16 protein-coding genes are annotated in these 20,608 nt (G+C 47.4%); 8 read left to right on the plus strand and 8 right to left on the minus strand.

Annotation, left to right across the window (positions count from 1 at the left end; translation table 11 throughout):
• Nucleotides 1-32 precede the first annotated feature (32 nt).
• Both carA and JOY44_RS12390 read left to right on the plus strand, forming a co-directional pair.
• Nucleotides 33-1,187 carry a glutamine-hydrolyzing carbamoyl-phosphate synthase small subunit gene (gene carA / locus JOY44_RS12385; protein ID WP_171574056.1) on the plus strand — a complete coding sequence of 385 codons (1,155 nt, stop codon included), beginning with the start codon at nucleotides 33-35 and terminating at the stop codon, nucleotides 1,185-1,187.
• Nucleotides 1,188-1,502: 315 nt separating this feature from the next.
• Nucleotides 1,503-2,621: a GGDEF domain-containing protein gene (locus JOY44_RS12390; RefSeq protein WP_171574057.1), complete on the plus strand. Its 1,119-nt coding sequence runs from the start codon at nucleotides 1,503-1,505 to the stop codon at nucleotides 2,619-2,621.
• On the opposite strand, the gene ubiG is transcribed toward JOY44_RS12390, so the two are convergent.
• Nucleotides 2,618-3,433, minus strand: coding sequence for a bifunctional 2-polyprenyl-6-hydroxyphenol methylase/3-demethylubiquinol 3-O-methyltransferase UbiG (gene ubiG, locus JOY44_RS12395; RefSeq protein WP_171574058.1), 816 nt, complete (start codon nucleotides 3,431-3,433; stop codon nucleotides 2,618-2,620). The genes JOY44_RS12390 and ubiG overlap by 4 nt on opposite strands.
• Before the next feature lie 190 nt (nucleotides 3,434-3,623).
• Between ubiG and JOY44_RS12400 the strand changes: the two genes are divergently transcribed.
• Nucleotides 3,624-4,217, plus strand: coding sequence for a LuxR C-terminal-related transcriptional regulator (locus tag JOY44_RS12400; protein ID WP_171574059.1), 594 nt, complete (start codon nucleotides 3,624-3,626; stop codon nucleotides 4,215-4,217).
• Nucleotides 4,214-5,083 carry a glycosyltransferase family 2 protein gene (locus JOY44_RS12405; RefSeq protein WP_171574060.1) on the plus strand — a complete coding sequence of 290 codons (870 nt, stop codon included), beginning with the start codon at nucleotides 4,214-4,216 and terminating at the stop codon, nucleotides 5,081-5,083. The genes JOY44_RS12400 and JOY44_RS12405 overlap by 4 nt, the downstream gene beginning before the upstream one ends.
• A 98-nt stretch (nucleotides 5,084-5,181) precedes the next feature.
• On the opposite strand, the gene JOY44_RS12410 is transcribed toward JOY44_RS12405, so the two are convergent.
• Complete coding sequence (locus JOY44_RS12410) at nucleotides 5,182-6,084, minus strand: metal ABC transporter permease (protein ID WP_197985237.1); 903 nt, start codon at nucleotides 6,082-6,084, stop codon at nucleotides 5,182-5,184.
• A gap of 18 nt (nucleotides 6,085-6,102) precedes the next feature.
• Nucleotides 6,103-6,852, minus strand: a complete 750-nt coding sequence (locus JOY44_RS12415) for a metal ABC transporter ATP-binding protein (RefSeq protein WP_171574061.1) — start codon at nucleotides 6,850-6,852, stop codon at nucleotides 6,103-6,105.
• A gap of 61 nt (nucleotides 6,853-6,913) precedes the next feature.
• On the opposite strand from JOY44_RS12415, the gene JOY44_RS12420 reads away from it, so the two are divergent.
• Both JOY44_RS12420 and JOY44_RS12425 read left to right on the plus strand, forming a co-directional pair.
• Complete coding sequence (locus tag JOY44_RS12420; RefSeq protein WP_197985246.1) at nucleotides 6,914-8,014, plus strand: metal ABC transporter solute-binding protein, Zn/Mn family; 1,101 nt, start codon at nucleotides 6,914-6,916, stop codon at nucleotides 8,012-8,014.
• A gap of 162 nt (nucleotides 8,015-8,176) precedes the next feature.
• Nucleotides 8,177-8,635 carry a VOC family protein gene (locus JOY44_RS12425; RefSeq protein WP_171574062.1) on the plus strand — a complete coding sequence of 153 codons (459 nt, stop codon included), beginning with the start codon at nucleotides 8,177-8,179 and terminating at the stop codon, nucleotides 8,633-8,635.
• An 84-nt stretch (nucleotides 8,636-8,719) separates the two neighbouring features.
• Here JOY44_RS12425 and ftsH2 read toward each other — a convergent pair whose 3' ends face one another.
• The 4 genes from ftsH2 to JOY44_RS12445 all read right to left on the minus strand — a co-directional run bounded on the left by ftsH2 (nucleotide 8,720) and on the right by JOY44_RS12445 (nucleotide 15,160).
• A complete protein-coding gene (ftsH2, locus tag JOY44_RS12430; protein WP_171574063.1) occupies nucleotides 8,720-10,612 on the minus strand; it encodes an ATP-dependent zinc metalloprotease FtsH2 in 1,893 nt (630 codons plus the stop codon).
• Between the two features lie 263 nt (nucleotides 10,613-10,875).
• On the minus strand, nucleotides 10,876-13,599 hold the full coding sequence (locus tag JOY44_RS12435) for a PAS domain S-box protein (RefSeq protein ID WP_242541826.1): 2,724 nt from the start codon (nucleotides 13,597-13,599) through the stop codon (nucleotides 10,876-10,878).
• Entirely contained in the window at nucleotides 13,481-14,185 is a 705-nt protein-coding gene (locus JOY44_RS12440) for a hypothetical protein (RefSeq protein WP_171574064.1), read from the minus strand. Before JOY44_RS12440 ends, JOY44_RS12435 begins: the two co-directional genes overlap by 119 nt.
• A 114-nt stretch (nucleotides 14,186-14,299) precedes the next feature.
• Nucleotides 14,300-15,160 (minus strand): alpha/beta fold hydrolase, encoded by an 861-nt coding sequence (locus JOY44_RS12445; protein ID WP_171574065.1) that lies wholly within the window; start codon nucleotides 15,158-15,160, stop codon nucleotides 14,300-14,302.
• A gap of 216 nt (nucleotides 15,161-15,376) precedes the next feature.
• Between JOY44_RS12445 and JOY44_RS12450 the strand changes: the two genes are divergently transcribed.
• Complete coding sequence (locus JOY44_RS12450) at nucleotides 15,377-16,987, plus strand: DICT sensory domain-containing protein (protein ID WP_171574066.1); 1,611 nt, start codon at nucleotides 15,377-15,379, stop codon at nucleotides 16,985-16,987.
• Nucleotides 16,988-17,396: 409 nt separating this feature from the next.
• A complete protein-coding gene (locus tag JOY44_RS12455) occupies nucleotides 17,397-19,355 on the plus strand; it encodes an FAD-dependent oxidoreductase (protein WP_171574067.1) in 1,959 nt (652 codons plus the stop codon).
• 104 nt (nucleotides 19,356-19,459) lie between these two features.
• Here JOY44_RS12455 and JOY44_RS12460 read toward each other — a convergent pair whose 3' ends face one another.
• Nucleotides 19,460-20,518 (minus strand): hypothetical protein, encoded by a 1,059-nt coding sequence (locus tag JOY44_RS12460; RefSeq protein ID WP_171574068.1) that lies wholly within the window; start codon nucleotides 20,516-20,518, stop codon nucleotides 19,460-19,462.
• Between the last annotated feature and the right edge of the window lie 90 nt (nucleotides 20,519-20,608).

The raw sequence follows: 20,608 nt of genomic DNA on the forward strand, positions 1-20,608 counted from the left end.
TAAGGCGTTTCAAATTTGTGACAAAGGTAACTATGGCAACTTCCCCACAGCCTGCACTGCTGGTTTTGGCAGATGGATCTTACTATCCTGGCTATTCATTTGGCGCGTTGGGCACCACTATTGGAGAAGTCGTGTTCAACACAGGCATGACGGGCTATCAAGAAGTATTGACTGATCCTAGCTACTGTGGGCAAATTGTTACCTTTACCTACCCAGAGTTGGGCAATACGGGCGTAAATGTGGGTGATGAAGAATCGGCTCGTCCTCAGGTGCGCGGTGCGATCGCCCGAAACATCTGTGCGCGACCCAGCAACTGGCGATCGACCCAATCCCTGCAAGACTACTTCAAACAGCATCATGTCTTAGGCATTTACGGCATCGATACCCGCGCCCTGACCCGCAAGTTGCGATCGGTGGGTGCCATGAACGGCGCTATCTCCACTGAAATTCTTGACCCCAATGATTTATTGCAGCGGATTCAAGAGGCTCCTAGCATGGCAGGACTCAACCTCGTGAAAGAGGTCACCACTGCCGCTGTATATGAATGGTCAGAATCAACTGAAGCAGGGTGGGAGTTTAGCCCCGGCACTCAAACCGACGAGAAACCCCTCACCGTGGTTGCTTTAGATTTTGGCGTGAAGCGTAACATTTTGCGCCGCCTTGCCAGCTATGGCTGCCGAGTCATTGTAGTGCCCTCTACTACTTCTCCTGAAGACATCCTTAAATACAATCCCGACGGCATTTTTCTCTCCAATGGTCCTGGCGATCCGGCTGCTGTCACTGAAGGAGTGGCAACCACCAAAGCCCTGTTGAGTAGTCAAAAACCCATATTCGGCATTTGCATGGGGCACCAAATTTTGGGGCTTTCCTTAGGAGCCGAAACCTTTAAACTTAAGTTTGGGCATCGGGGATTAAACCAGCCCTGTGGATTGGAACAAAAGCAGGTGGAAATTACCAGCCAAAATCATGGCTTTGCTATTTCTGCCGATTCTCTGCCCGATGCTGATGTGGAAATTACTCACCTGAATTTGAACGATCGCACCGTCGCTGGATTGCGTCATAAGTCTCTACCGCTGTTCTCGGTGCAATATCACCCCGAAGCTAGCCCCGGTCCCCATGATGCCGATTACCTATTCGAGCAGTTCGTCACCCTGATGCGAACCTCACGTCAGCAGCCCGTCACCTGAGAAAACGATCAGGACACAGCGCACACATTCATATATCCAACTTTGGGTTGGAATCTAACGCGATCGCTTTTCTGCTAGGAGAGGAGCGATCGCTTTTCAATGCCCCCTTCAAAAAGCGCTGTGGATGCTCCTTTGGGAAAATGAATCTTGATAAAAATCTTTACAATTAACTCAGTAAATTCCACATTTATTGAACATCGTCACGTCTTTATGATTTAACTACAAAATCTCTCTTAAGAGGGATGACTAGAAGGCTCTACTTTCTAGTTTCTTGCTCTTTTATAATTTTACGATGCTTAATAAGCAAATATTCTTATGGACTCTTCGCTTCAAACCGTCTTATCTTCTAACCCTGATTCGAGTCCGCCGTTCTATTTACAAGTAATGAAACGGCTCGTTACTGCTGTTCAAGAACTTTCCCTAGCTCATAGCTTGGAACGCATCATGGAAATTGTGCGGGTAGCCGCAAGAGACCTAACAAATGCCGATGGTGCCAGCTTTGTATTGCGCGATAACGACCAGTGTTTCTATGCGGACGAAAATGCGATCGCGCCCCTCTGGAAAGGGCAACGGTTTCCCATGAAAATTTGCATTGGTGGCTGGACGATGTATAATCGCCAACCTGCCATCATTGAAAACATTTACGGAGATGAACGGATTCCATTTGCTGCCTATCAACCAACCTTTGTAAAAAGTCTGGCAATGGTGCCGATTCGGATACTCGATCCAATTGGGGCAATTGGAGTCTACTGGGCAGAGCGACACCAACCAACGGCAGAAGAGATTGAATTGCTGCAAGCGTTGGCAGACACAACAGCCGTTGCCCTTAAAAATGTGCAGATTTATACCGAACTTGAGCAACGGATACAGGATCGCACAGTTGAACTAGAATTTGCTAATGCCCAACTGCGAGAAGAGGTAAGAGAACGGAAAAGTGCAGAAGCGACAGTTCAGCGACTGTCAATTACAGATGAACTCACTGGGTTAAATAATCGGCGTGGCTTTCTTTTATTAGCAGAGCAGCAACTTAAATTAGCACGTCGAATTAAAGCATCCGTATGCCTGGTGTTTATTGATCTCGATGGTCTAAAGCAGGTGAATGACCTTTCAGGACATGAGATCGGCGATCGCTTAATTGTAGATGCGGCTCAGATATTGAAACGAACCTTTCGCGAGTCGGATGTGGTGAGTCGGCTGGGCGGCGATGAGTTCGCCGTGTTTGTGCCAGGGTGTTCAGCAAATGATAATCCGGTTGCTCGTCTGCAAATGAATGTGAACCAGTTCAATCAGGACTATGAACTTCCTTATCGATTATCGATGAGTATTGGTTCTACGATTTGCCAGGTTGATATCAGTCCATCCTTGGAGCAGATGATGACCCAAGCCGATGAATTGATGTATGCACACAAACGCAGCAAACGCAGCAACAGTTAAATTTTCTCGCGTTGTTTGAAAAAATCTAATTCAAGGTTTTTATTGATCAGTCTTGATTGAAAAACTAGTGGCACCTTTACTGCTTTGCCAATGTAATTAACCGAGGTATCGTCATTAATTACGATTTTAGGAATACCTGTTTTACGATAGTCTAGATAACTGGATAGGTTCAATCGTAAGGCTTCGCTGAATAAATCAAATCCTTTGATTTCTACATCTTTAAAGCCACTTTTAATGAGCAACTCAGTGAGTTCTTCAGGTGTAACAAACTTGTTCCAATCATGAACGCCTTTTTGAATCTCACCCAAGATATTTTCCATAATCCAAATCATCACTAAACGCGATTTGAAGTTGCGATTGATAGTGTCAAAGAAAAAGGTTCCATTGGGTTTTAGTATTCTAAACACTTCTGCTAAAACGCGAGGAACGCTCTCCACATGTTCCAGCACGTCTACACTAATCACCACATCAAAGCTGCTGTCTGCATAGGTCATTGCTTCTGCAATGCCGCAGCGATAGTCGATCGCCAAGCCAGCGGCGATCGCATGGGCTTGAGCCGCGACAATACATTTTTGAGATTGATCAATGCCCGATACGGCAACTCCTCGTGCCGCCATAAATTCACAGGAAAATCCGCCGCCGCAGCCGACATCTAGCGCTTTTAAACCTTGCCAATTTGCAATATGACGATCGAAAAATTCAAATCGCGGTTTATTGAGATGATACAGCGTATAGATTTTGGTATCTTCGTCCCACCAATTATCGGCGTTGCGATCGTAAAACTCTAAATCATTTTTTTGGGTGATTGCCATGCAAATCCTAAAACAGTCCAGTACTCAATGTTTGCTGAATCCTGCCTGAATCAAAGCATAAAATTTTAGGTTTTCAAAGTCGTCATTATGCAATTGCGTCACAGAAAACTTTTATGCCCATTGCTATCTGCATATTTTTCTATGGATAACCGTATAGGTTCATAGACTCTGCAAAAAAAGGATGGCAGCAATGAACTCCCCAATATCCTCTGTTAAAACAGCTAAAACCGCGCGATCGCTCAAAACAAACTGCATTCTCCTTCAGGAAATTGTAGAAAACCTCATAGATGGCGTGTTGATTGTTACAACAACTGGAGAATGGGTGTATGGCAATTACAATGCCCATCGGATTTGTCAGCAGTTGAATGTTGGGCAGCCCACAGCGGAAATGGTGCCTCAAAAAGTGTGGCAAATTTGCCAGGTATTTATTGCTAATCACCAAGTTTTAAGTGAACCAACAACCATAGAACCTGTAATGGTTGAAGCGGAGATTACCATAGAATTAGCTGTTCGCTATCGGGTGCGGGTACGATGGTTTCGATTAGAGGACACTCATAGCCCTCATTTGTTAGTTACGTTGGAAGATTGCGACCAGGTGGCACGGAGTCGAGCGATCGCTGAAATTAACCAGTATGGGTTAACGGCTCGTCAGGCCGACGTGTGGCTGCTCCATCGCACGGGGCACACCTACCGCGATATTGCTACGAAGCTGTTTGTTGCTATTAATACGGTTAAGCGACATATGAAAGATATCTACTTGAAACAAAAGTTGCACAGCGTGTGATTTATCTGATCACGGTTAACTATTACTCAGCGGAGTTGATCGCCAAATTGCTGGCATCTATACATCAGGGTCAGGCGCAAGTTGATGTTGACTATCAGTTGATTGTTGTCAACAATTCCGCTGCAGAAGATTGCTCAAAGCTGGCCAGCGATCGCGTGCTGATTTTAGAAGCGGGAGAAAACTTGGGTTTTGGTGGTGGGTGCAATTTGGGCTTGAACTGGGTATTTGAACGCGATCGCGCTGCCACGGCATGGCTGATCAATCCCGATACTACGCTATCAGAAAACTCCCTCAACCATGCTGCTCAGTTTTGTAAAATTCATCCAATGCTATCCATCATTGGCACCATCATCTCCGAACCATCGGGAAAGATTTGGTTTGCAGGCGGTGAATTTGTTCCAGAAACCGGCAAAATTATTGCTAAAACTGAATCCCCCCATCAATTAGCCAATTATGTTGAAACAAGCTGGGTTACCGGATGCAGCTTATTGGTCAACTTTCAAAACTTTAACCACTGTCCCCAGTTTGATCCCGCCTATTTTCTGTACTACGAAGACTTTGATTTTTGTCGGCGCTATGCCCAACAAGGACATCGAATCGTCATTACAGAACAGATTCAAGTCGTTCATCAACCTTCTTCGATTACTAACCGCACCCCTTCATTGACACTGCAACACAGTACTTTTAGTTACTTGTTAGCGCTGGAACGACATACTAGCCAGAAGGTCTTTGGGTATCGACTTAGCCGCATTCTGTTTCACGCCCTGCGTGCCAGCGTGGTGCAGCCCAAACGGGCGATCGCGATTCTCAAAGGGGTATTAAACTTCTGGCAAGGCAAACTTGTTCGACAGATTCGCCAGAAGTGATACGCTTTTTGAGCTTGTGTTCATTGCTTATCGTGGACTTGGTTTCAGGCATGTAGGCTTTTATCAAACAGCGCGATCGCAAATTAAATCAGTCGTATTTAGTCTTTCCGCTTTAGCTGCCCTAGTTGGTGTAACAGTCCCGCTGATCGGCTGTTGAGGTTCGGTTGGGTCAGCAATCCTTGAGACGGACTAAACAGTAGTGCTAGCACAAAGAACCCGCAGATAACTAACACAATGCAGGGTCCAGAAGGCACATTTAGGTAGTAACTGAGGTACATGCCAATCACGCTAGAAACCGCACCCAACAGCGCACCTAAGCCCATCATTTGGTGCAGTTCTTTAACGAGTAAGTAGGCAGTTGTGGCTGGACCCACGAGCAGAGCCACCACCAGAACCACACCGACGGTTTGCATACTGGCAATAATTGTCAGCGTCACACCTGCCATTAAGCCTAAATAAATGCCATTGATCGGTAAACCGATCGCCTGTGCGCCCAAGCGATCAAAGGTATAAAAAAACAACTCTTTATAGAACAGTCGAACCAGCACTAACACAACCAGCGTGATGATAGCGGTGCGGGTGACATCGCCCTGCGTGACACCTAAAATGTCGCCAAACAGAAAGCTATCCAGATCGAGCTTATTTCGCAGCAGGGTGATGAGCAACACGCCCAATGCGAAAAAGCTGGAGAAAATCAGCGCCATTGCTGCATCCACTTTGAGCCGGGTTTGAGACCGAATCCAAGCAATCAAAAAGGCGCTGATAATCCCCGAAATAAATGCGCCAATCAGGATATTAATCTGCAAAAAAAAGGCGATCGCTAAACCGGGTAACACCGAATGTGCCATAACATCGCCCAATAGCGCCATCCGCTGCACTAATAGGTAGGTTCCTACAACCGGGCATAAGATACCTGCGAGAATGCCGACCATCAGGGCATTTCGCATAAATTCAAAGATAAGCGGCTCTAGCAACCATGCCAACATAAGCGGTTTAATCAAAGCGATTGAATAGAAGGTTTAACAGAAAAATGTAGTTTCGAGCGCATCGTGAAAATGTCTGGTTTGGGGCGGAATGCCATACGCCAGTTCAATATTGATAGGGGTCATCACTTCTTTGGGAGCGCCATGAGCAATGAGGCGCTGGTTTAGCAACAGCAGTTGATCGTAGTGGTTCAAAATCCCGCCCCATTCATGACAACTGATCAACAGCGTTTTTCCCTCTGCTTTCAGTTCATCGTAAATTTGAAAGATGAGTGCTTCTGTTTTTTTGTCTACGGCTGCCAGGGGTTCATCGAGTAACAACAGGTCAGCTTGTTGAGCGATCGCCCTAGCCAAAAACACCCGCTGCTGCTGCCCACCGGAAAGCGCTCCAATCGGGCGATCGCGTAAATCAAACAGTTCCACTCGCCGCAAGGATTCTTTGACAATTTCTGCTGACTGCCGACTGGGGGAACGAAACCATCCGGCATGAGTGGTTCGAGCCAGCATCACCACATTCCAAACGGTGGTGGGATAATCCCAGTCAATTTGCGATCGTTGCGGTACATAGGCAACCTGCTTACGCTGCTGCTTCAAGGGCGCATTTCGATAATGCACCTCACCTGCTTGAACGGAAATTAACCCCAGCAACGCTTTAATCAGCGTGCTTTTTCCTGCCCCATTGGGACCCAGCAACCCTACCAACGTTCCTTCTGGAAGCTTGAATGTGATATCTTCCAGCGCTTTTACGCTTCGGTAATTGACAGAGAGGTGCTGAACCAGTAGCATATCAACCTGTAATGATAACCATTCTCATAACACTACTGGAAAACTCATAGTCTGTAAACCAATGGTTCGTAAACAACTTCCTTTAAGACTGGATCGGATGAGTGGATTCGCTGCCTTGTCACTCATGCTTGGCATCCATGGCTGTAGTGTTCTTGCCCCACAATCGACTGGTCCCAATCCAGCTACTTCTGCGACGAGTGATGCATCGGCTAGTCCCGGCCATCGCCCCCTCGTGGTGACCACCAACTCCGTCGTCTGCGATGTAACCCGGCAAATTGTAGCCGATACGGTTGATCTCAAATGCCTGGTTCCTGGCGGTGCCGACCCGCATGAATACCAACCGAAACCAGAGGATGGCAAAGCGATTGAGCAAGCCAAGTTGATTTTATACGGTGGCTATAACTTGGAATCCACGCTGATTAAACTCATCAAGGCAAGCTCAAACTCCGCTCCTAAAATTGCGGTTTATGAACGGGCGGTTCCCAACCCCTTAACATTTGAGGAGGATGGCAAAACCGAAACTGACCCTCATGTCTTTCACAGTGCTGCCAATGGCGTTCAGATCGCAGAGGTGATTAGCGAAAACCTGAAGCAATTGAAACCTACCAATGCGTCGCTTTACGCTGCAAACACCACGAAGCTGACGGATGAACTGTCCCAACTCAACACCTGGATCAAGTCTGAAATTGCCACCATTCCGGCAAGGCAGCAGCAGTTAGTCACAACTCACGATGCGTTTGGCTACTACTCCCAGGAATATGCGATTCCAGTCATTGGCGCGTTGCAGGGGATTAGCACCGAAGAAAAACCAACCCCAACACGGTTGACAGAACTAGTGAAAGCGATTCAAGCGGCGGGAGTGCCCATGATTTTTGCGGAAGCTAAGGTTAACCCCAAGCTCATTGATGCGGTAGCGAAAGAGGCAAATGTCAAGGTTGCAGACCAGGATCTATTTGCAGATGGACTGGGCGAACAGGGTAGTCTCGCTGAGACCTACCAGAAGTTTTTTATCGCCAATACTAAAACCATTGTCGAAGGCTTGGGCGGCACATACACACCGTTTCAGCCCAAAACCGCTAGCCTTTCCAATCTGAAGCAATTAGCACTGATAAATGGTCGATTTACTCCGGCAAAACCGTTGCTATTATGGGCACTCTACTGACCCTCAAATGGGATGAATCCAAGGCTTTGAATCCAAAATCAGTTTGTTAAGGTGACAGAATCAGTCTTTGAATTCGTCAGAATTTTTTCAAATAGATTACGCTTTTTAGTCACTAGCTACAATCTATTAGCCGGCTATTTTCCCAAACCCTTTATCACTACCATGCTAGCCACTCCTTCATCTGCTTGTGTTTTAACCCAGGGATCGCTGCTTCGAGTGCATCACATTGCGCTGAATGTGCGCGATATGCAAGCGTCTCGACAGTTTTATGGACTATTGCTGGGATTACGGGAGTTAACTGGAGCAGAAGTGCCTGCAACATTAACAGAGCTAGTAGAACAGGGGAAGGTTGCCAATTTCATCACGCCCGATGGCACCGTGTTGGATTTATTTTGGGAACCGGAATTGTTGCCGCCCAACTCCGATCCAGCGCAGCAGTTCACCCGTGCTAATCATCTTGCATTTGAGATTGAGCCGGCGTTATTTGACCAAGCGGTTGAAGTATTGCGACACAATCAAGTGGCGATCGCCCATGGTCCAGTAAGCCGTCCCACAGGACGCGGCGTTTACTTTTACGACCCTGACGGCTTTTTAGTCGAGATCCGCTGCGATCCGGGATAGCGTCTTAACGTCTAGAAATGAACAAATAAAAACGGGGATGATGTGCCGTCATCCCCGTTTGTCTACTTACTGAGAGTTTCGAGATTACATTACTGGAATGTACTGCTCTTTCTCGGGTATATCTGTATACTCAGCAACGATTTGACGGAACTCATCGCCATCAATCGTTTCTTTTTCAATTAGCAAATCCACCAAGCGATCAACTACAACTCGGTTTTCCCGCACAATGCGACGAGCATCGTTGTAGCAATGCTCCACAATGGAACGCACCTGAGCATCAATCCGAGACGAGATTTCTTCAGAATATTCTGATCGCGTCATCAAATCTCGCCCTAAAAACACTTCGCCAGACTGGCTTTCCAGGGAAAGAGGACCCAAATCAGACATGCCATAACGGGTAACCATTTGGCGCGCCATGGAACTGACCTGTTGCAAATCGTTGCCTGCGCCTGTGGTAATTTCTGAATCGCCAAACACCACTTCTTCAGCCGCACGACCACCCAAAGCTCCAGTGATGCGTGCCAAAATCTGCGACCTCGAAATCAAGCTTTGTTCATCGCTAGGCGAGAACCAGGTCAAACCGCGCGCCTGTCCACGAGGAACAAGGGTAACCTTTTGCACTGGATCATGACCTTTCACCAGAGTGCCAATGATTGCATGACCAATTTCGTGGTAGCCAATCAGCCGCTTGCTCTTGCCATCAGTTAGTGGAGTGCCTTCCATACCAGCAATCACGCGATCAACGGCAGCATCGATCTCTGACATGGTTACAGCATCTTTACGGCGACGAGCGGTAAGGATAGCGGCCTCATTCAAAAGGTTCGCTAAATCAGCCCCAGAGAAACCTGGAGTGCGACGGGCGATCGCATCTAAAGAAACCTCGTCTGCTATTTTCTTGTCACGAGCATGAACTTGTAATACCTCTAGCCGTCCCTTAATATCCGGCACATCCACCTCGATTTGACGATCAAATCGACCTGGACGAAGCAATGCGGAATCCAACACGTCAGGGCGGTTCGTTGCCGCAATGATGATCACCCCGGTATTACCTTCAAACCCGTCCATCTCGGTCAGTAGCTGGTTTAAGGTTTGCTCTCGTTCGTCGTTGCCGCCGCCAATGCCTGCACCCCGCTGCCGACCGACCGCATCAATTTCATCAATAAAGACGATACAGGGGGCGTTCTCTTTGGCTTTCTTAAATAAATCGCGGACGCGAGACGCGCCAACCCCAACAAACATCTCCACAAACTCTGATCCAGAGATGCTAAAAAATGGAACTCCAGCTTCACCCGCGATCGCTTTTGCAAGTAACGTTTTGCCTGTTCCAGGAGGACCGATCAGCAGCACACCCTTGGGAATTCGTGCGCCCACTGCAGTAAAGCGCTCTGGCTTTTTGAGGAATGTAACAACCTCTTGCAGTTCTTCTTTCGCCTCTTCAATGCCAGCTACATCATCAAACATGACTCCGGTTTTGGCATCCATTTGAAAACGAGCCTTTGACTTGCCAAAGCTCATTGCCTGACCAGGACCACCAGGCACATTGCCTGAGCGGCGAAATAAGAAGAATAAGCCCCCAATGAGCAGCACCGGGAAGATTAGATTACCCAACAAGCTCCAAACGGCAGTACCATCGTTGCCAGTAGGATGAACATCTAGGTTTATATTTTCTTTTCTTAAGCGAGAAATTAATTCAGGCGAGTTTCCGGGCAAATCAACCCGTAGCCGTTGAATGCGGTTATCTAGCTCCGAATCAACTGCTTCCACGATAGCCGTGCGACCATCATCGTACAAGTCAACACCCACAACCCGCGATGCATCTAGATATTCCAGGAAACGTCCATAGGTCATCCGGGTGCTTGCTGTGTTCTTACTGTTGACGCTTGTGGAAGGAGTAACAAATGAACTCTGCCACAAGAAAAAGCCAATTACTAAAGCTGGCAATGCCCACAGTAGAGCTGTTCTCCAAGAAAATTTCATAAATCGCGCCCTTTAAATACAGTCGTAACTAACCGCCACCAATAACAGCACATCTATGCTTTCACTAACACGACAGCACCCAATGCTTTGAACTCGGCCTACCATTTTCAGCAATATCTATATACTAAGACTGCTGAATCAACAAACAGCAGACGAATTGTTACCGTTGAACTCGAATTGTTAACTAAATTTAACATATTTTTCATTAAAGCAGCAACCGCTCCTCCCTTCTTTGGTACGATCATTTCCCTCATTTTTGCCGCTCATGCTGCATTGTAGAACGCTTGCCGCTTTGGAATTTCAATCACAAACTCTGTTCCTGTTTCTAAGGATGATTGGCAGGATAACTGTCCGCCATGTTTGTCGGTGATGATGTCATAACTAATGGAAAGTCCTAAGCCGGTGCCTTTGCCGATGGATTTTGTTGTAAAAAAAGGTTCAAATACTCGCTGCTGCGTGATCTCAGGGATGAGAGGTCCGTTATTGACGATGTGAATAGCGATCAGTCCGGCTGAGGTTGTCTTGGTGGTGATGCAAATGGTCGGCACAAAGTCTGAATATTGGTTTGGCGCTTGATATTTTTTTGCGATCGCGTCATCCAGCGCGTCAATTCCGTTACTCAAAATATTCATAAACACTTGATTCAACTGGCCGGCGTAGCATTCCACCAAGGGCAAATCGCTGTAGTGTTTGACCACCTGAATACCGGGATGATCACTCTGTGCTTTCATCCGATTTTGCAAAATCATTAAGGTGCTATCAATGCCGTCATGGATATCAACGGTTTTCATGTCGGCCTCATCCATCCGGGAGAAATTTCGCAATGACACCACAATCTGACGGATGCGATCAGCTCCAATTTTCATTGAGTGGAGTAGCTTAGGTAAATCCTCCATCACAAAATCCAAATCGATGTCTTTTGTTAAAGCCTGAATTTGATCACTGGGGTTTGGATACTCTTGCTGATAAAGCTGAAGCAACTTGAGCAGATCTTGGGAGTATTCATTGGCATGATTCAGGTTGCCATAGATGAAATTTACTGGGTTATTAATTTCGTGAGCGACCCCTGCCACCAGTTGCCCTAAACTAGACATCTTCTCGCTTTGCACCAGTTTTGCCTGAGTCGATCTCAGGGTTTTTAATGCCTGTTCTAATTCCTGCTTTTGTTGGCGCAATTGGGCTTCTGCCTGTTCTCGCTCAGTCACTTCCATGACCAAAGACGCAATACCAATTACTTGTCCACAGGGATCAACCAAGGGCGTGTTGTGCCATTCGCAGATAATCGTACGCCCATCCTTTGTAAGATTAAGATTGCTATTGTAAATGGCGCTTTTCTGGGTCACAAGGGTGTGCAATGTCTGGTTAACGCGTTCTTGTAAACTCTCAGGCACGATGAAGCTGGAAGCTGAGTGACCAATGACTTCTTCTGCCTTGTAACCAAAAATCTTTGTGGCAGCCGGGTTCCAGGCAGTGACTTCAAACGTTAGATTCCTTTCAATCACACCGACTGGGCTTTGTTGAACGAGTAGCATCAATTTTTGCTGAGATTCCCTAATCTGAATTTCTGCCTGTTTACGTTCGGTGATGTCTCGCAAGATGACAATATATTCCCGGAAGTCATAAATGAGATGATTAGAAACTGATACGTCTAAAGTTTTGAGGGTGTCGCCAGGCTGAAAGGGTTGTTCACTGCATTTTTGCCACTCTTGGGGTTGATCGGATAGTTCTAAAAGGTAGTGGTTTAAGCGTTGCCCTTTGAGGGATTTTTCTTTGCCAAATACGCTTCTAGCGGCAGGGTTAGTGCGCTGAATGATGCCAAATTCATTCACAACCACGATCGCATCTTGAACCACTTTGAACAAATGCTCAGCGGCTTCCCGTGCTTCTACGACAGCGGCAACTTGAGGCAAACTAGTCCAACAGGCGATCGCGACTCCCAAGAAGGCGATCGCCAGCAGCAGCACCACAAACAAATTGGCATGATTATTTAGGGCAAATCCATCGAGCACGGCGCGGGTTGCCCAACCAACAATGGTTGCTCCACACACTAGGAAAATCAGCACGCAGACTTGAACAAACATCAAGTCGGAAATTTTGACCGGAGGCGCTTGATAGCGCTGTAGCCACCAATTAGCCTGAAAAAATTCCACTCGGCTACGGGAGATTGCAGCATTAAACAAAAGCATTGCGATCGGTAACAACAGCCCGATCAGCCAATCCTGCCAACTCCACGCTAACCCACCCACAACTAGCACAGTAATTTCTACTAAACAAAACACAAGCGACCAGCGCGACCACAAAGCTTCCGGGCGATCACGGCGAACCCACATGCCCCAATGCATTCCAATCATGGAAGCCAGGTAGCCAGTTCCCGTAATCATTACCACCCGAGCCACATCTCCCCAAGCTAAACATGCCAGACTCAGCAATCCCGTCATCGCAAGGCTTGGTCCTAATACTCCCCGCCGCGATACCACGCCAAAGACCGGAGCCAAGTAGCCATCCAACGCCATTTGATAAAGTACTCTGGGAGCATTGGATACAGCAGTTGCAGAACTCAACAAACATCCAGAGGCAATTAAAAAGGTGATCAAAACAGGAGCCGATCTACCCCAAAAGGGCGTTGCAGCCGTCACCATTGCGGTAAAAGCATTATTACTAGACGTTTCGGCCAAACGAGCTACAACCCAAGAGCCGCCTACATAAACGATCGGCAACAAGAGCGCTGCAAAAGAGAGGCTTTTTAAGGTAGCGGCAGGCTTATGACTATCTGCCACAAATGATGAAGCGGTTTCACATCCATAGACCGCATAAACCGCCACAAAAAACCACTTCGCCCATTCAGAAAATGAGAGCGTAACAAGAGGTTCAGATGGAACAGCCTGTGGCAGCAAAAAACCTGGACTTTGGGAAGATAGCGCGAGCCAGCCTAGCCCTTGTAAACAGAACGCTAGCAATAAACCGATCGCAGGAATAATAAAAAACAGATGCAAAATTCCCAGTGCACGCGTGCCGCTGAAAGCAACAATATAGCGGTTTTCTGTCGGATGAGGTACGGGCAGAATAATAGAGAGCAAGGGTTTGAGCCTTTAGTTTGTACCTCACAGGAGCCGGAAACGCTATAAATGGAAGTGCCGTAAAGCCGACTTTAAACATCAGTTCTGGACAGGGAACTCCTAGCGGTTCTAAATTTGCTTTTATTAGATCGGTCAAAATGATGGCATTGACAGCAGGCACCGATACCCAGCCCAGCCAATAGCCGATCGCTACATATCGTGCCAAACTCGACTGATTTTTCAGCAACCGGGTGGTGTAGTTAGGCGTTCCACCCGCCATATCTTGCCAGTGGGTGCCCAAATGGCGGATTTGCAGGTTAAGTAATATGCCAACAATGGCACCGGGCAGCCACACCCAGATAGCTTGGTTTTTTAGATCGACATGCATCGCTGGGGCAGTTCCCAACCAGAGCAGTAAGCCACTCAACCCAAACCCCCAAGTTTCCAGACCACTGAGACTACGAGGGAGGCGAGGAAGAAAGGACAAATCCAGGAACGTTTTAGAACTACTAGCCATCAGCAGGAACACTTATTGTGTAGAGAACGATCTCCTTAGTATTCCCTCCCACTATTTTTAGTGTACGCACACCAGGGAAGTAGCCTCCCTCACTTGATTTGGAGAGTTTCAGGATTATTGGTTGTCCACAATGAAACCCGCGATCGCATCCAGCAAGGCCTCTGGCTCATCCACCCGAACGCTATGCCCACTGTTTTCAAAAATGCGTAGGTCAGCTTTGGGAATCCCTTGGACAATCTCCTCTGAAAATTCTGGGGCACAGATCCAGTCGTGTCGTCCAGCAATCACTAGCGTTGGAGCGCTGATTTGATGCAGTCGGTCGCGCACATCATAGGTTCGCAACCAGCCGCCAAATGCCACGTTAATCGCATCGGCAGAAAGAATGGCGCGCTGTAAGCTGGGTTGAGCAGCAGTGGGGTTATGAGTCACCGAGTAGAGGGGTGCCATGATGCGGAAGTATTCTTGCAGATGGGCTTCATCTCGAAAGGTGCCGTTCCAGAGATGCTGGGCGATTGCCTGTTGTTCTGCCGTCCCCCGCTCCGCCAAAATCTCCTGTGCCCGTTGCAAAAAACGAGAATCTGCTACGGTCACAATTGCAATCAGATGCGACACGTTTTCTGGATAGCGGCTGGCATACGTCAACGCCACCATTCCCCCGTAGGATGCGCCAATCACCACAATTTTTCCCAGACCCAAGTGCTGGCGGAGCGCTTCCATATCTTCCACGTTGTTGTCGAGCGTGTAGGTTGCTGGGTTACCTCGCTGCGATCGCCCCTGCCCCCGATGGTCAAAATACACCAGTTGCATCTTTTGGCTCAGCGGCGTGAACGTAGGCTTAAACGAGGTGTGATCGGCTCCCGGTCCGCCATGAATGACAAAAGCAATCGGCTTCTCCCTCATGAGATCGCCGTCGGGCACCAGTCCCGCACCTTCCACATCAAAATAAATCTCTGTATCCCGAATCTTTGCCCGCATCAATGATCCCGCTTTTCTGCTTTATCCTTTTTACAAGAACTTTTTGCTAAAATAAGCCCTAACGCTATTGGGTTTATGTCCCCCGTGCGTAGGCATTTATCGGAGTCTATTTTTTGCAAAATTGCTTTATGCAGTCGCTAAATGAGGCTGCTTCACCCAACTTTTGCACGTTTTGTTGCGTCTAATTGAACTCAGCCCCAGTTCTTCCTAGAATCCATGAATTCAGCCTCAGAAACGTCTTTATATGAGTTGGCATTGCAATCCGACTTTCCGCCGCCTGCACTTCAGCTCAGTCCCACTTCATTTAAATCCATCAGTGACTCCCTCATCAATCTATTAATTGAGCAAAAAATTGCGGCCTTAGTGTGGGCAAAGCTTCCGAAAGGAGAGACTTGGCACGCATCGCTTGAGCAATATGCCCGTTTGGAAGGAGTCTCCAAAACAATTTATCTGTTTGCTCATCCCCAAGAGGAGCTTAAAATCAGCACTGCTCGTTCAGATGCCCCAACATTGGCTCAGCTAATGTCGTCTGATGATATCTCAGAGATGACTAATGTGGCTGAGAAGGTGAGTACCACTCCAATTTTCTCTATACAGCTTGCGCCGGAAAATGCCCTGCGGCGGGAGTATTTTTTGATCATCTGGTCGGCGCAGTTGCCCATTGCGCTGTTTGCCCGTCGTCCCCGATCTGCTCAATCTCCTAAAATTGCTGACTCTCTGGCTTCTTTGGATACGATGAGCAGCTACGGACAGGTTTCTCAATTACTAGAAAACACTCCCGATCGCAAACAGATGCTCTTAACGCGATGCTCCTGTGATATTACGTTGATTGAAGGTGCCTTGCATAGGCTTGAGCAGATACTTGCTGGCTTGATGTCTGATCAACTGCCACCGCAATCGGACGAGTTAACAGCATTGCAAACGTTTACTGCTGAATTGGTCGCCCATTGGACGAAACAACGGCTAGCTTTGGCTTCTACTGGATTAAACGTGAGGTTGGCAGAGCAATTATTTGGTCAAACCTTACAGCAGCAAGAAGATTTGTGGCAGCAGAATAGGACCTATCGCAAACAGGCAGAAGGTGCGGATTCGCTACGGTTGCAAAATGAGGAGCTGATAGACACGCTGCGGTTGAAGGATGAATTTTTGAATACGGTGGGGCAGGAACTGCGAACCCCGCTAACGACGATCAAGACGGCGTTGTCTCTGTTAGGGTCACCCACGATCAAGCTGCCTCAGCGTCAGCGGTATATGGAGTTGATTGAGAAAGAGTGCGATCGCCAAAGCTCTCTAATCACCAGCCTCTTAGATTTAGTTCATCTCGATCAGGTCGTCGATCAATCGGCACTGCCAGCATTACGGTTAAGCGATGTAGTTCCAGGCGTGGTCACGACCTATCAGCCTGTCGCAGAGGAAAAAGGAATTCGGCTTGCTTACACCGTGCCAGAAGATCTATTGCCAGTTGCCTGCATGAGTAACTGGCTGAAGCAAATAGTGATTAATCTCCTGCACAATGCCATTAAATTCACTCTGACTGGGGGACAGGTATCGGTTCGTGCCAAACAGCAAGGAGACTACGTTCAGCTAGAGATTCGAGATACGGGTGTAGGAATTGCATCCAGCGAAATTCCCAAGATTTTTGATCGCTTTTATCGGGTTCGCCAATCTGCCGATGACTCTAGCGGTGCTGGATTAGGGCTAACCATTGTGCAGCAATTACTTTTACACTGCGGCGGATCAATCTCAGTTAAAAGTAGAGTCGGGGAAGGCTCCACGTTCAATGTGCTACTGCCTGTCTATAAATCTTCGTCGGATCTGGGTTTGTAGCCGTTCCAGGGATTGGGGCGAAATGGGGACAGAACCCAGAGAGGCCTCCGTGTTTAAATCAGGCTTGAGCAGCACTACAACTTCGCATTTCCGAAGAAATTACAAAATTTGCTTTGTTCATAGTGAATTCAGACGATCAAAACATGAGATGGCTGCTGTTTCTCCAATGTAGCTATTTTTTAAAACCTTGATTAGACTAAATTGCGTATAACCCTTATGAAACTGCATGGTCTTTTAACGGCGTGAATTACATCATTTTCGATACGACCTTATGCTTGTGATAATGAGCAGAGAAATTATTGCAAGCATTCCTGCTAAAGGTCTATGAGATGCGGTACGACTGGTTTCATTCGCCCTGGACTATTGTTTTAGCCTTTATGTTTGCCTCAATAGGTTTTGTACATTCCACATGAAGTCATTGTTCGATTCTCCTTTCCAGCGTCAGATCTCCCGACGCACATTACTAAAACTGGCTGGTGCTAGCACTTTAGGAGGGTTTCTTAGTTATTCTCGCTTTTCTAAACCACAACCGAGTCTCTTTCAACCCGCGATTCTTTCTTTGCCTTATCGCACTAATCAATCTAAAAGCGTGATTGTGGTAGGCGGCGGTTTAGCGGGGCTTGCTGCTGCTTATGAATTAAGCCAACGAGGATTTCAGGTGACGGTGCTGGAGCGATCGCCCCAATTGGGCGGCAAAGTTGCCAGTTGGCAAATTAACGTCAATGGTGAATCGATGATGATGGAACATGGTTTCCACGGCTTTTTTCCGCAATATTACAATCTTTGGAGTTTGATAGAAGAGATTCAAATTCGCGATAATTTTAAGTCGCTCAACTATTACTCTGTAGTTTATAAAGGCGATCGCTATCAGCCAGAAGTATTTCGCCCAAGCCATTCTGCCTTTCCTTGGAATATTGTCGATCTGGCAGTGTCTTCCACCAATCGCTTGCGCTGGGGCTTAAACCTAACTAACCCTCAACATTGGCAAGTCTTTCGCGAAATCACGGGGTTCAATCCGGCTCACACCTACGCCCGCTTGGATAATGTGTCCGTCACCGAATGGGTCAACAAAGGCATTCCCCGTGGATTGTATGACCTTTATTTCCTGCCTTTTGCCAAATCCAGTCTCAACTCGCCGGATATGCTAAGTGCCGGGGAGTTGATGCAATTTTTCCATTTCTATTTCTTTGGTAATCCAGAGGGTTTAGCGTTTAACGGCACTCGGCAAGATATGGGGCGCAGTTTGGTAGACCCGATCACGCAAACAATTGTCGATAAAGGCGGCAAGATTTTAACTGAGGTTTCTGTTCGCAATATTCACTGGAACCAGGGCAAGATTGAATCGTTGACTTACCAAAAGGGCAGCGAAGCCACGACTATCCCGTTTTGGGTTCAGGCAAACCCAGCCTTAGATGCTGCAAGCCAAAGTAAACTGGCGTTTTACGGGGCCGGCGATCGCGTATATGCCGTTAACTCTGACAAACAGGCTGCGATTTCCCTCACCTGCACTCACCAAGGCTGTACTGTTCAGCCTCAGGAAAACGGCGAATTTCACTGCCCGTGCCATGGTGCTGTGTTTGATCAAAATGGCAAAGTGGTCAGTGGTCCGGCTCAACGCGATTTGCCCCAGTTTCAAGTGATGAGCCAAGCAGCAGACACGGTTCAGCTTGTGGCAGTTGCAGCGACTAACCTAAACGCAGTGGAAACATTGCAAGCTGATTATTACGTGATTGCAGCCGACATTCCAGGTGTGCAAAATCTCTTTTCCGGAATGACGGGCGAGGTTCATTCTCAAGTGAACCAGCAGGTAAAACAGCTTGCCGTTGCTGACCCGTTTGCCGTCTGCAGGCTCTGGTTTGATCGCGATTTCACCTGGGAGCAAAGCTGGTTCACGTCGCTCTCTGGCTATCGCCTCACCGACAGCATCACGCTTTACCACCACATTCAGGATGACTACATTGCTTGGGCAGAGAAAACGGGTGGGAGCGTTGTGGAACTCCATGCTTATTGCTACAAGGAAAAAGAATTTCCGACTCAAGCAGCGTTGCTAAGCACGTTTGAGCAAGAGCTATACGAAATTGTGCCCGATCTAAAGAATGCAGTAATGCTACATCGCGAACTGGTGAATCAAAAGAACTTTGCCGGGTTTCCACCAGGCAGCTATCGCGATCGCCCCTCCACTCAAACTCCTGCCGCTAACCTGCTGTTTGCTGGAGACTGGGTGAAAATGCCTTTTCCTTGTGGCCTGATGGAACGCGCTGTTAGCAGCGGCTTACTTGCCAGTAATGCCATTTTGGAGCAAGAAGGTTTGCAGGGGCGCACTTTGCTCACTGTCAAACCCAAGGGAATGCTATCTATATTGGCATGAAGCGGAAAGGAGAAGAGTGGTGAGGCCAGGGAACTAAATTACAAGTCAGACGGGCGCGTTTTGCAAAACCTGCACGTCTCTGGACGTTGTGACAGCAACTATCCCTACCTAGAACGAAAAGCTTTGTACTTGCGCCATGCTTTTTTGAGTAGATTTGCCATCCCAGTATCAGCTTGTGCTTGTGCAAGTAAGGTTTTTAGGTGATTAACTTCTCCTTGAAGCTGCTCAACTTGAGCGTGATCGTTGTCTACGTGCGATCGCGCTTGACGTTCCTGTATAACTATTTCGCTCTGAAAATTTGGAAAATAAATTTCCTCACCCTTCGTCTTTTCATTGAGAGAAAAGTAGAACCAATGCCCATCAAGTCGAAAGAACTTAGCCTCTAGAGAATTTTGCAGTTCAGAAATCCGCTCAGAACTTAGCTCAGTTTGTAAGCTGTGATCAGCAGATTCTAGCGTTAATCCATTGCGGCTTATGAAATCGACGATCGCTATCGTCTGCTCAACCGCTGTATCTAAATAGTTGAGATATAACCGACTGTGCCCCTCTCGGTTGAATCCTTCTCTGGTTCCTCGCCAGAGGCGTTTGCCTTGATAGCTAGGGTTAATGCGTGAATAACGCCCATCGCTGATGTCATGCATAACCACGAAACTGTGGCGATGTTCTAACGTTGGCAGCAGCCCTCCTAGAACAAACTCAGCCATGTCAAATCCATGAGCATCCCATAATACTAAAACTCGCTGACTGTCTCCTATCAGAGCTTGAACATCCGTCGTTAAAATCTCCTCCGTTCGAGTCTCAAGCTTCTGGAACCAAGAGTCAGGTACAACTTGAGCAACCCGATGCTTTACCGTTGCATCCCAATCGGGGGATAGGCATAAACTAACAACGCGACAATCGCCCAATTGATTTGCGGCTTCTGTGAATACGCAAGTCGAGTTGCCCATGCCGCGACCTAGTTCCACTATCAGATCGGGCTGAAACTCTAGGGCGATCGCAAACCACTGAGTCCATTGATATAGGTCAAGATCATTGGCCCAATCAACCGCTTCATACAGAGCTTGAAGCCGCGATCGTGAAGCCGCTATTTTTTCACGATTATTCCAAACTGCCATAGCTGGAGTGGTCGTACGCATTGATGGGGCACTGGTTGAAATACTCATGCAGATCGGTAACTCGCGTATTAAAGCGGTCAAGTTTAGGTCGCTTATCACCTTATCAAACTTTGCAGAAAATAAAGCAGAGGACTATAC

It is taken from the genome of Leptolyngbya sp. Cla-17 (assembly GCF_016807185.1).
In the GTDB taxonomy this organism is placed as follows: domain Bacteria; phylum Cyanobacteriota; class Cyanobacteriia; order Leptolyngbyales; family Leptolyngbyaceae; genus ULC077BIN1.

What these genes read in the sequence shown, in the direction of transcription:
- JOY44_RS12425 (WP_171574062.1), top strand. Translation starts at nt 8,177, where the DNA reads ATGCTAGCCACTCCTTCATCTGCTTGTGTTTTAACCCAGGGATCGCTG.
- JOY44_RS12445 (WP_171574065.1), bottom strand. Translation starts at nt 15,160, where the DNA reads ATGCGGGCAAAGATTCGGGATACAGAGATTTATTTTGATGTGGAAGGT.
- JOY44_RS12390 (WP_171574057.1), top strand. Translation starts at nt 1,503, where the DNA reads ATGGACTCTTCGCTTCAAACCGTCTTATCTTCTAACCCTGATTCGAGT.
- JOY44_RS12450 (WP_171574066.1), top strand. Translation starts at nt 15,377, where the DNA reads ATGAATTCAGCCTCAGAAACGTCTTTATATGAGTTGGCATTGCAATCC.
- ubiG (WP_171574058.1), bottom strand. Translation starts at nt 3,433, where the DNA reads ATGGCAATCACCCAAAAAAATGATTTAGAGTTTTACGATCGCAACGCC.
- JOY44_RS12415 (WP_171574061.1), bottom strand. Translation starts at nt 6,852, where the DNA reads ATGCTACTGGTTCAGCACCTCTCTGTCAATTACCGAAGCGTAAAAGCG.
- JOY44_RS12420 (WP_197985246.1), top strand. Translation starts at nt 6,914, where the DNA reads ATGGTTCGTAAACAACTTCCTTTAAGACTGGATCGGATGAGTGGATTC.
- carA (WP_171574056.1), top strand. Translation starts at nt 33, where the DNA reads ATGGCAACTTCCCCACAGCCTGCACTGCTGGTTTTGGCAGATGGATCT.
- JOY44_RS12440 (WP_171574064.1), bottom strand. Translation starts at nt 14,185, where the DNA reads ATGGCTAGTAGTTCTAAAACGTTCCTGGATTTGTCCTTTCTTCCTCGC.
- JOY44_RS12455 (WP_171574067.1), top strand. Translation starts at nt 17,397, where the DNA reads ATGAAGTCATTGTTCGATTCTCCTTTCCAGCGTCAGATCTCCCGACGC.
- JOY44_RS12460 (WP_171574068.1), bottom strand. Translation starts at nt 20,518, where the DNA reads ATGAGTATTTCAACCAGTGCCCCATCAATGCGTACGACCACTCCAGCT.
- JOY44_RS12400 (WP_171574059.1), top strand. Translation starts at nt 3,624, where the DNA reads ATGAACTCCCCAATATCCTCTGTTAAAACAGCTAAAACCGCGCGATCG.
- ftsH2 (WP_171574063.1), bottom strand. Translation starts at nt 10,612, where the DNA reads ATGAAATTTTCTTGGAGAACAGCTCTACTGTGGGCATTGCCAGCTTTA.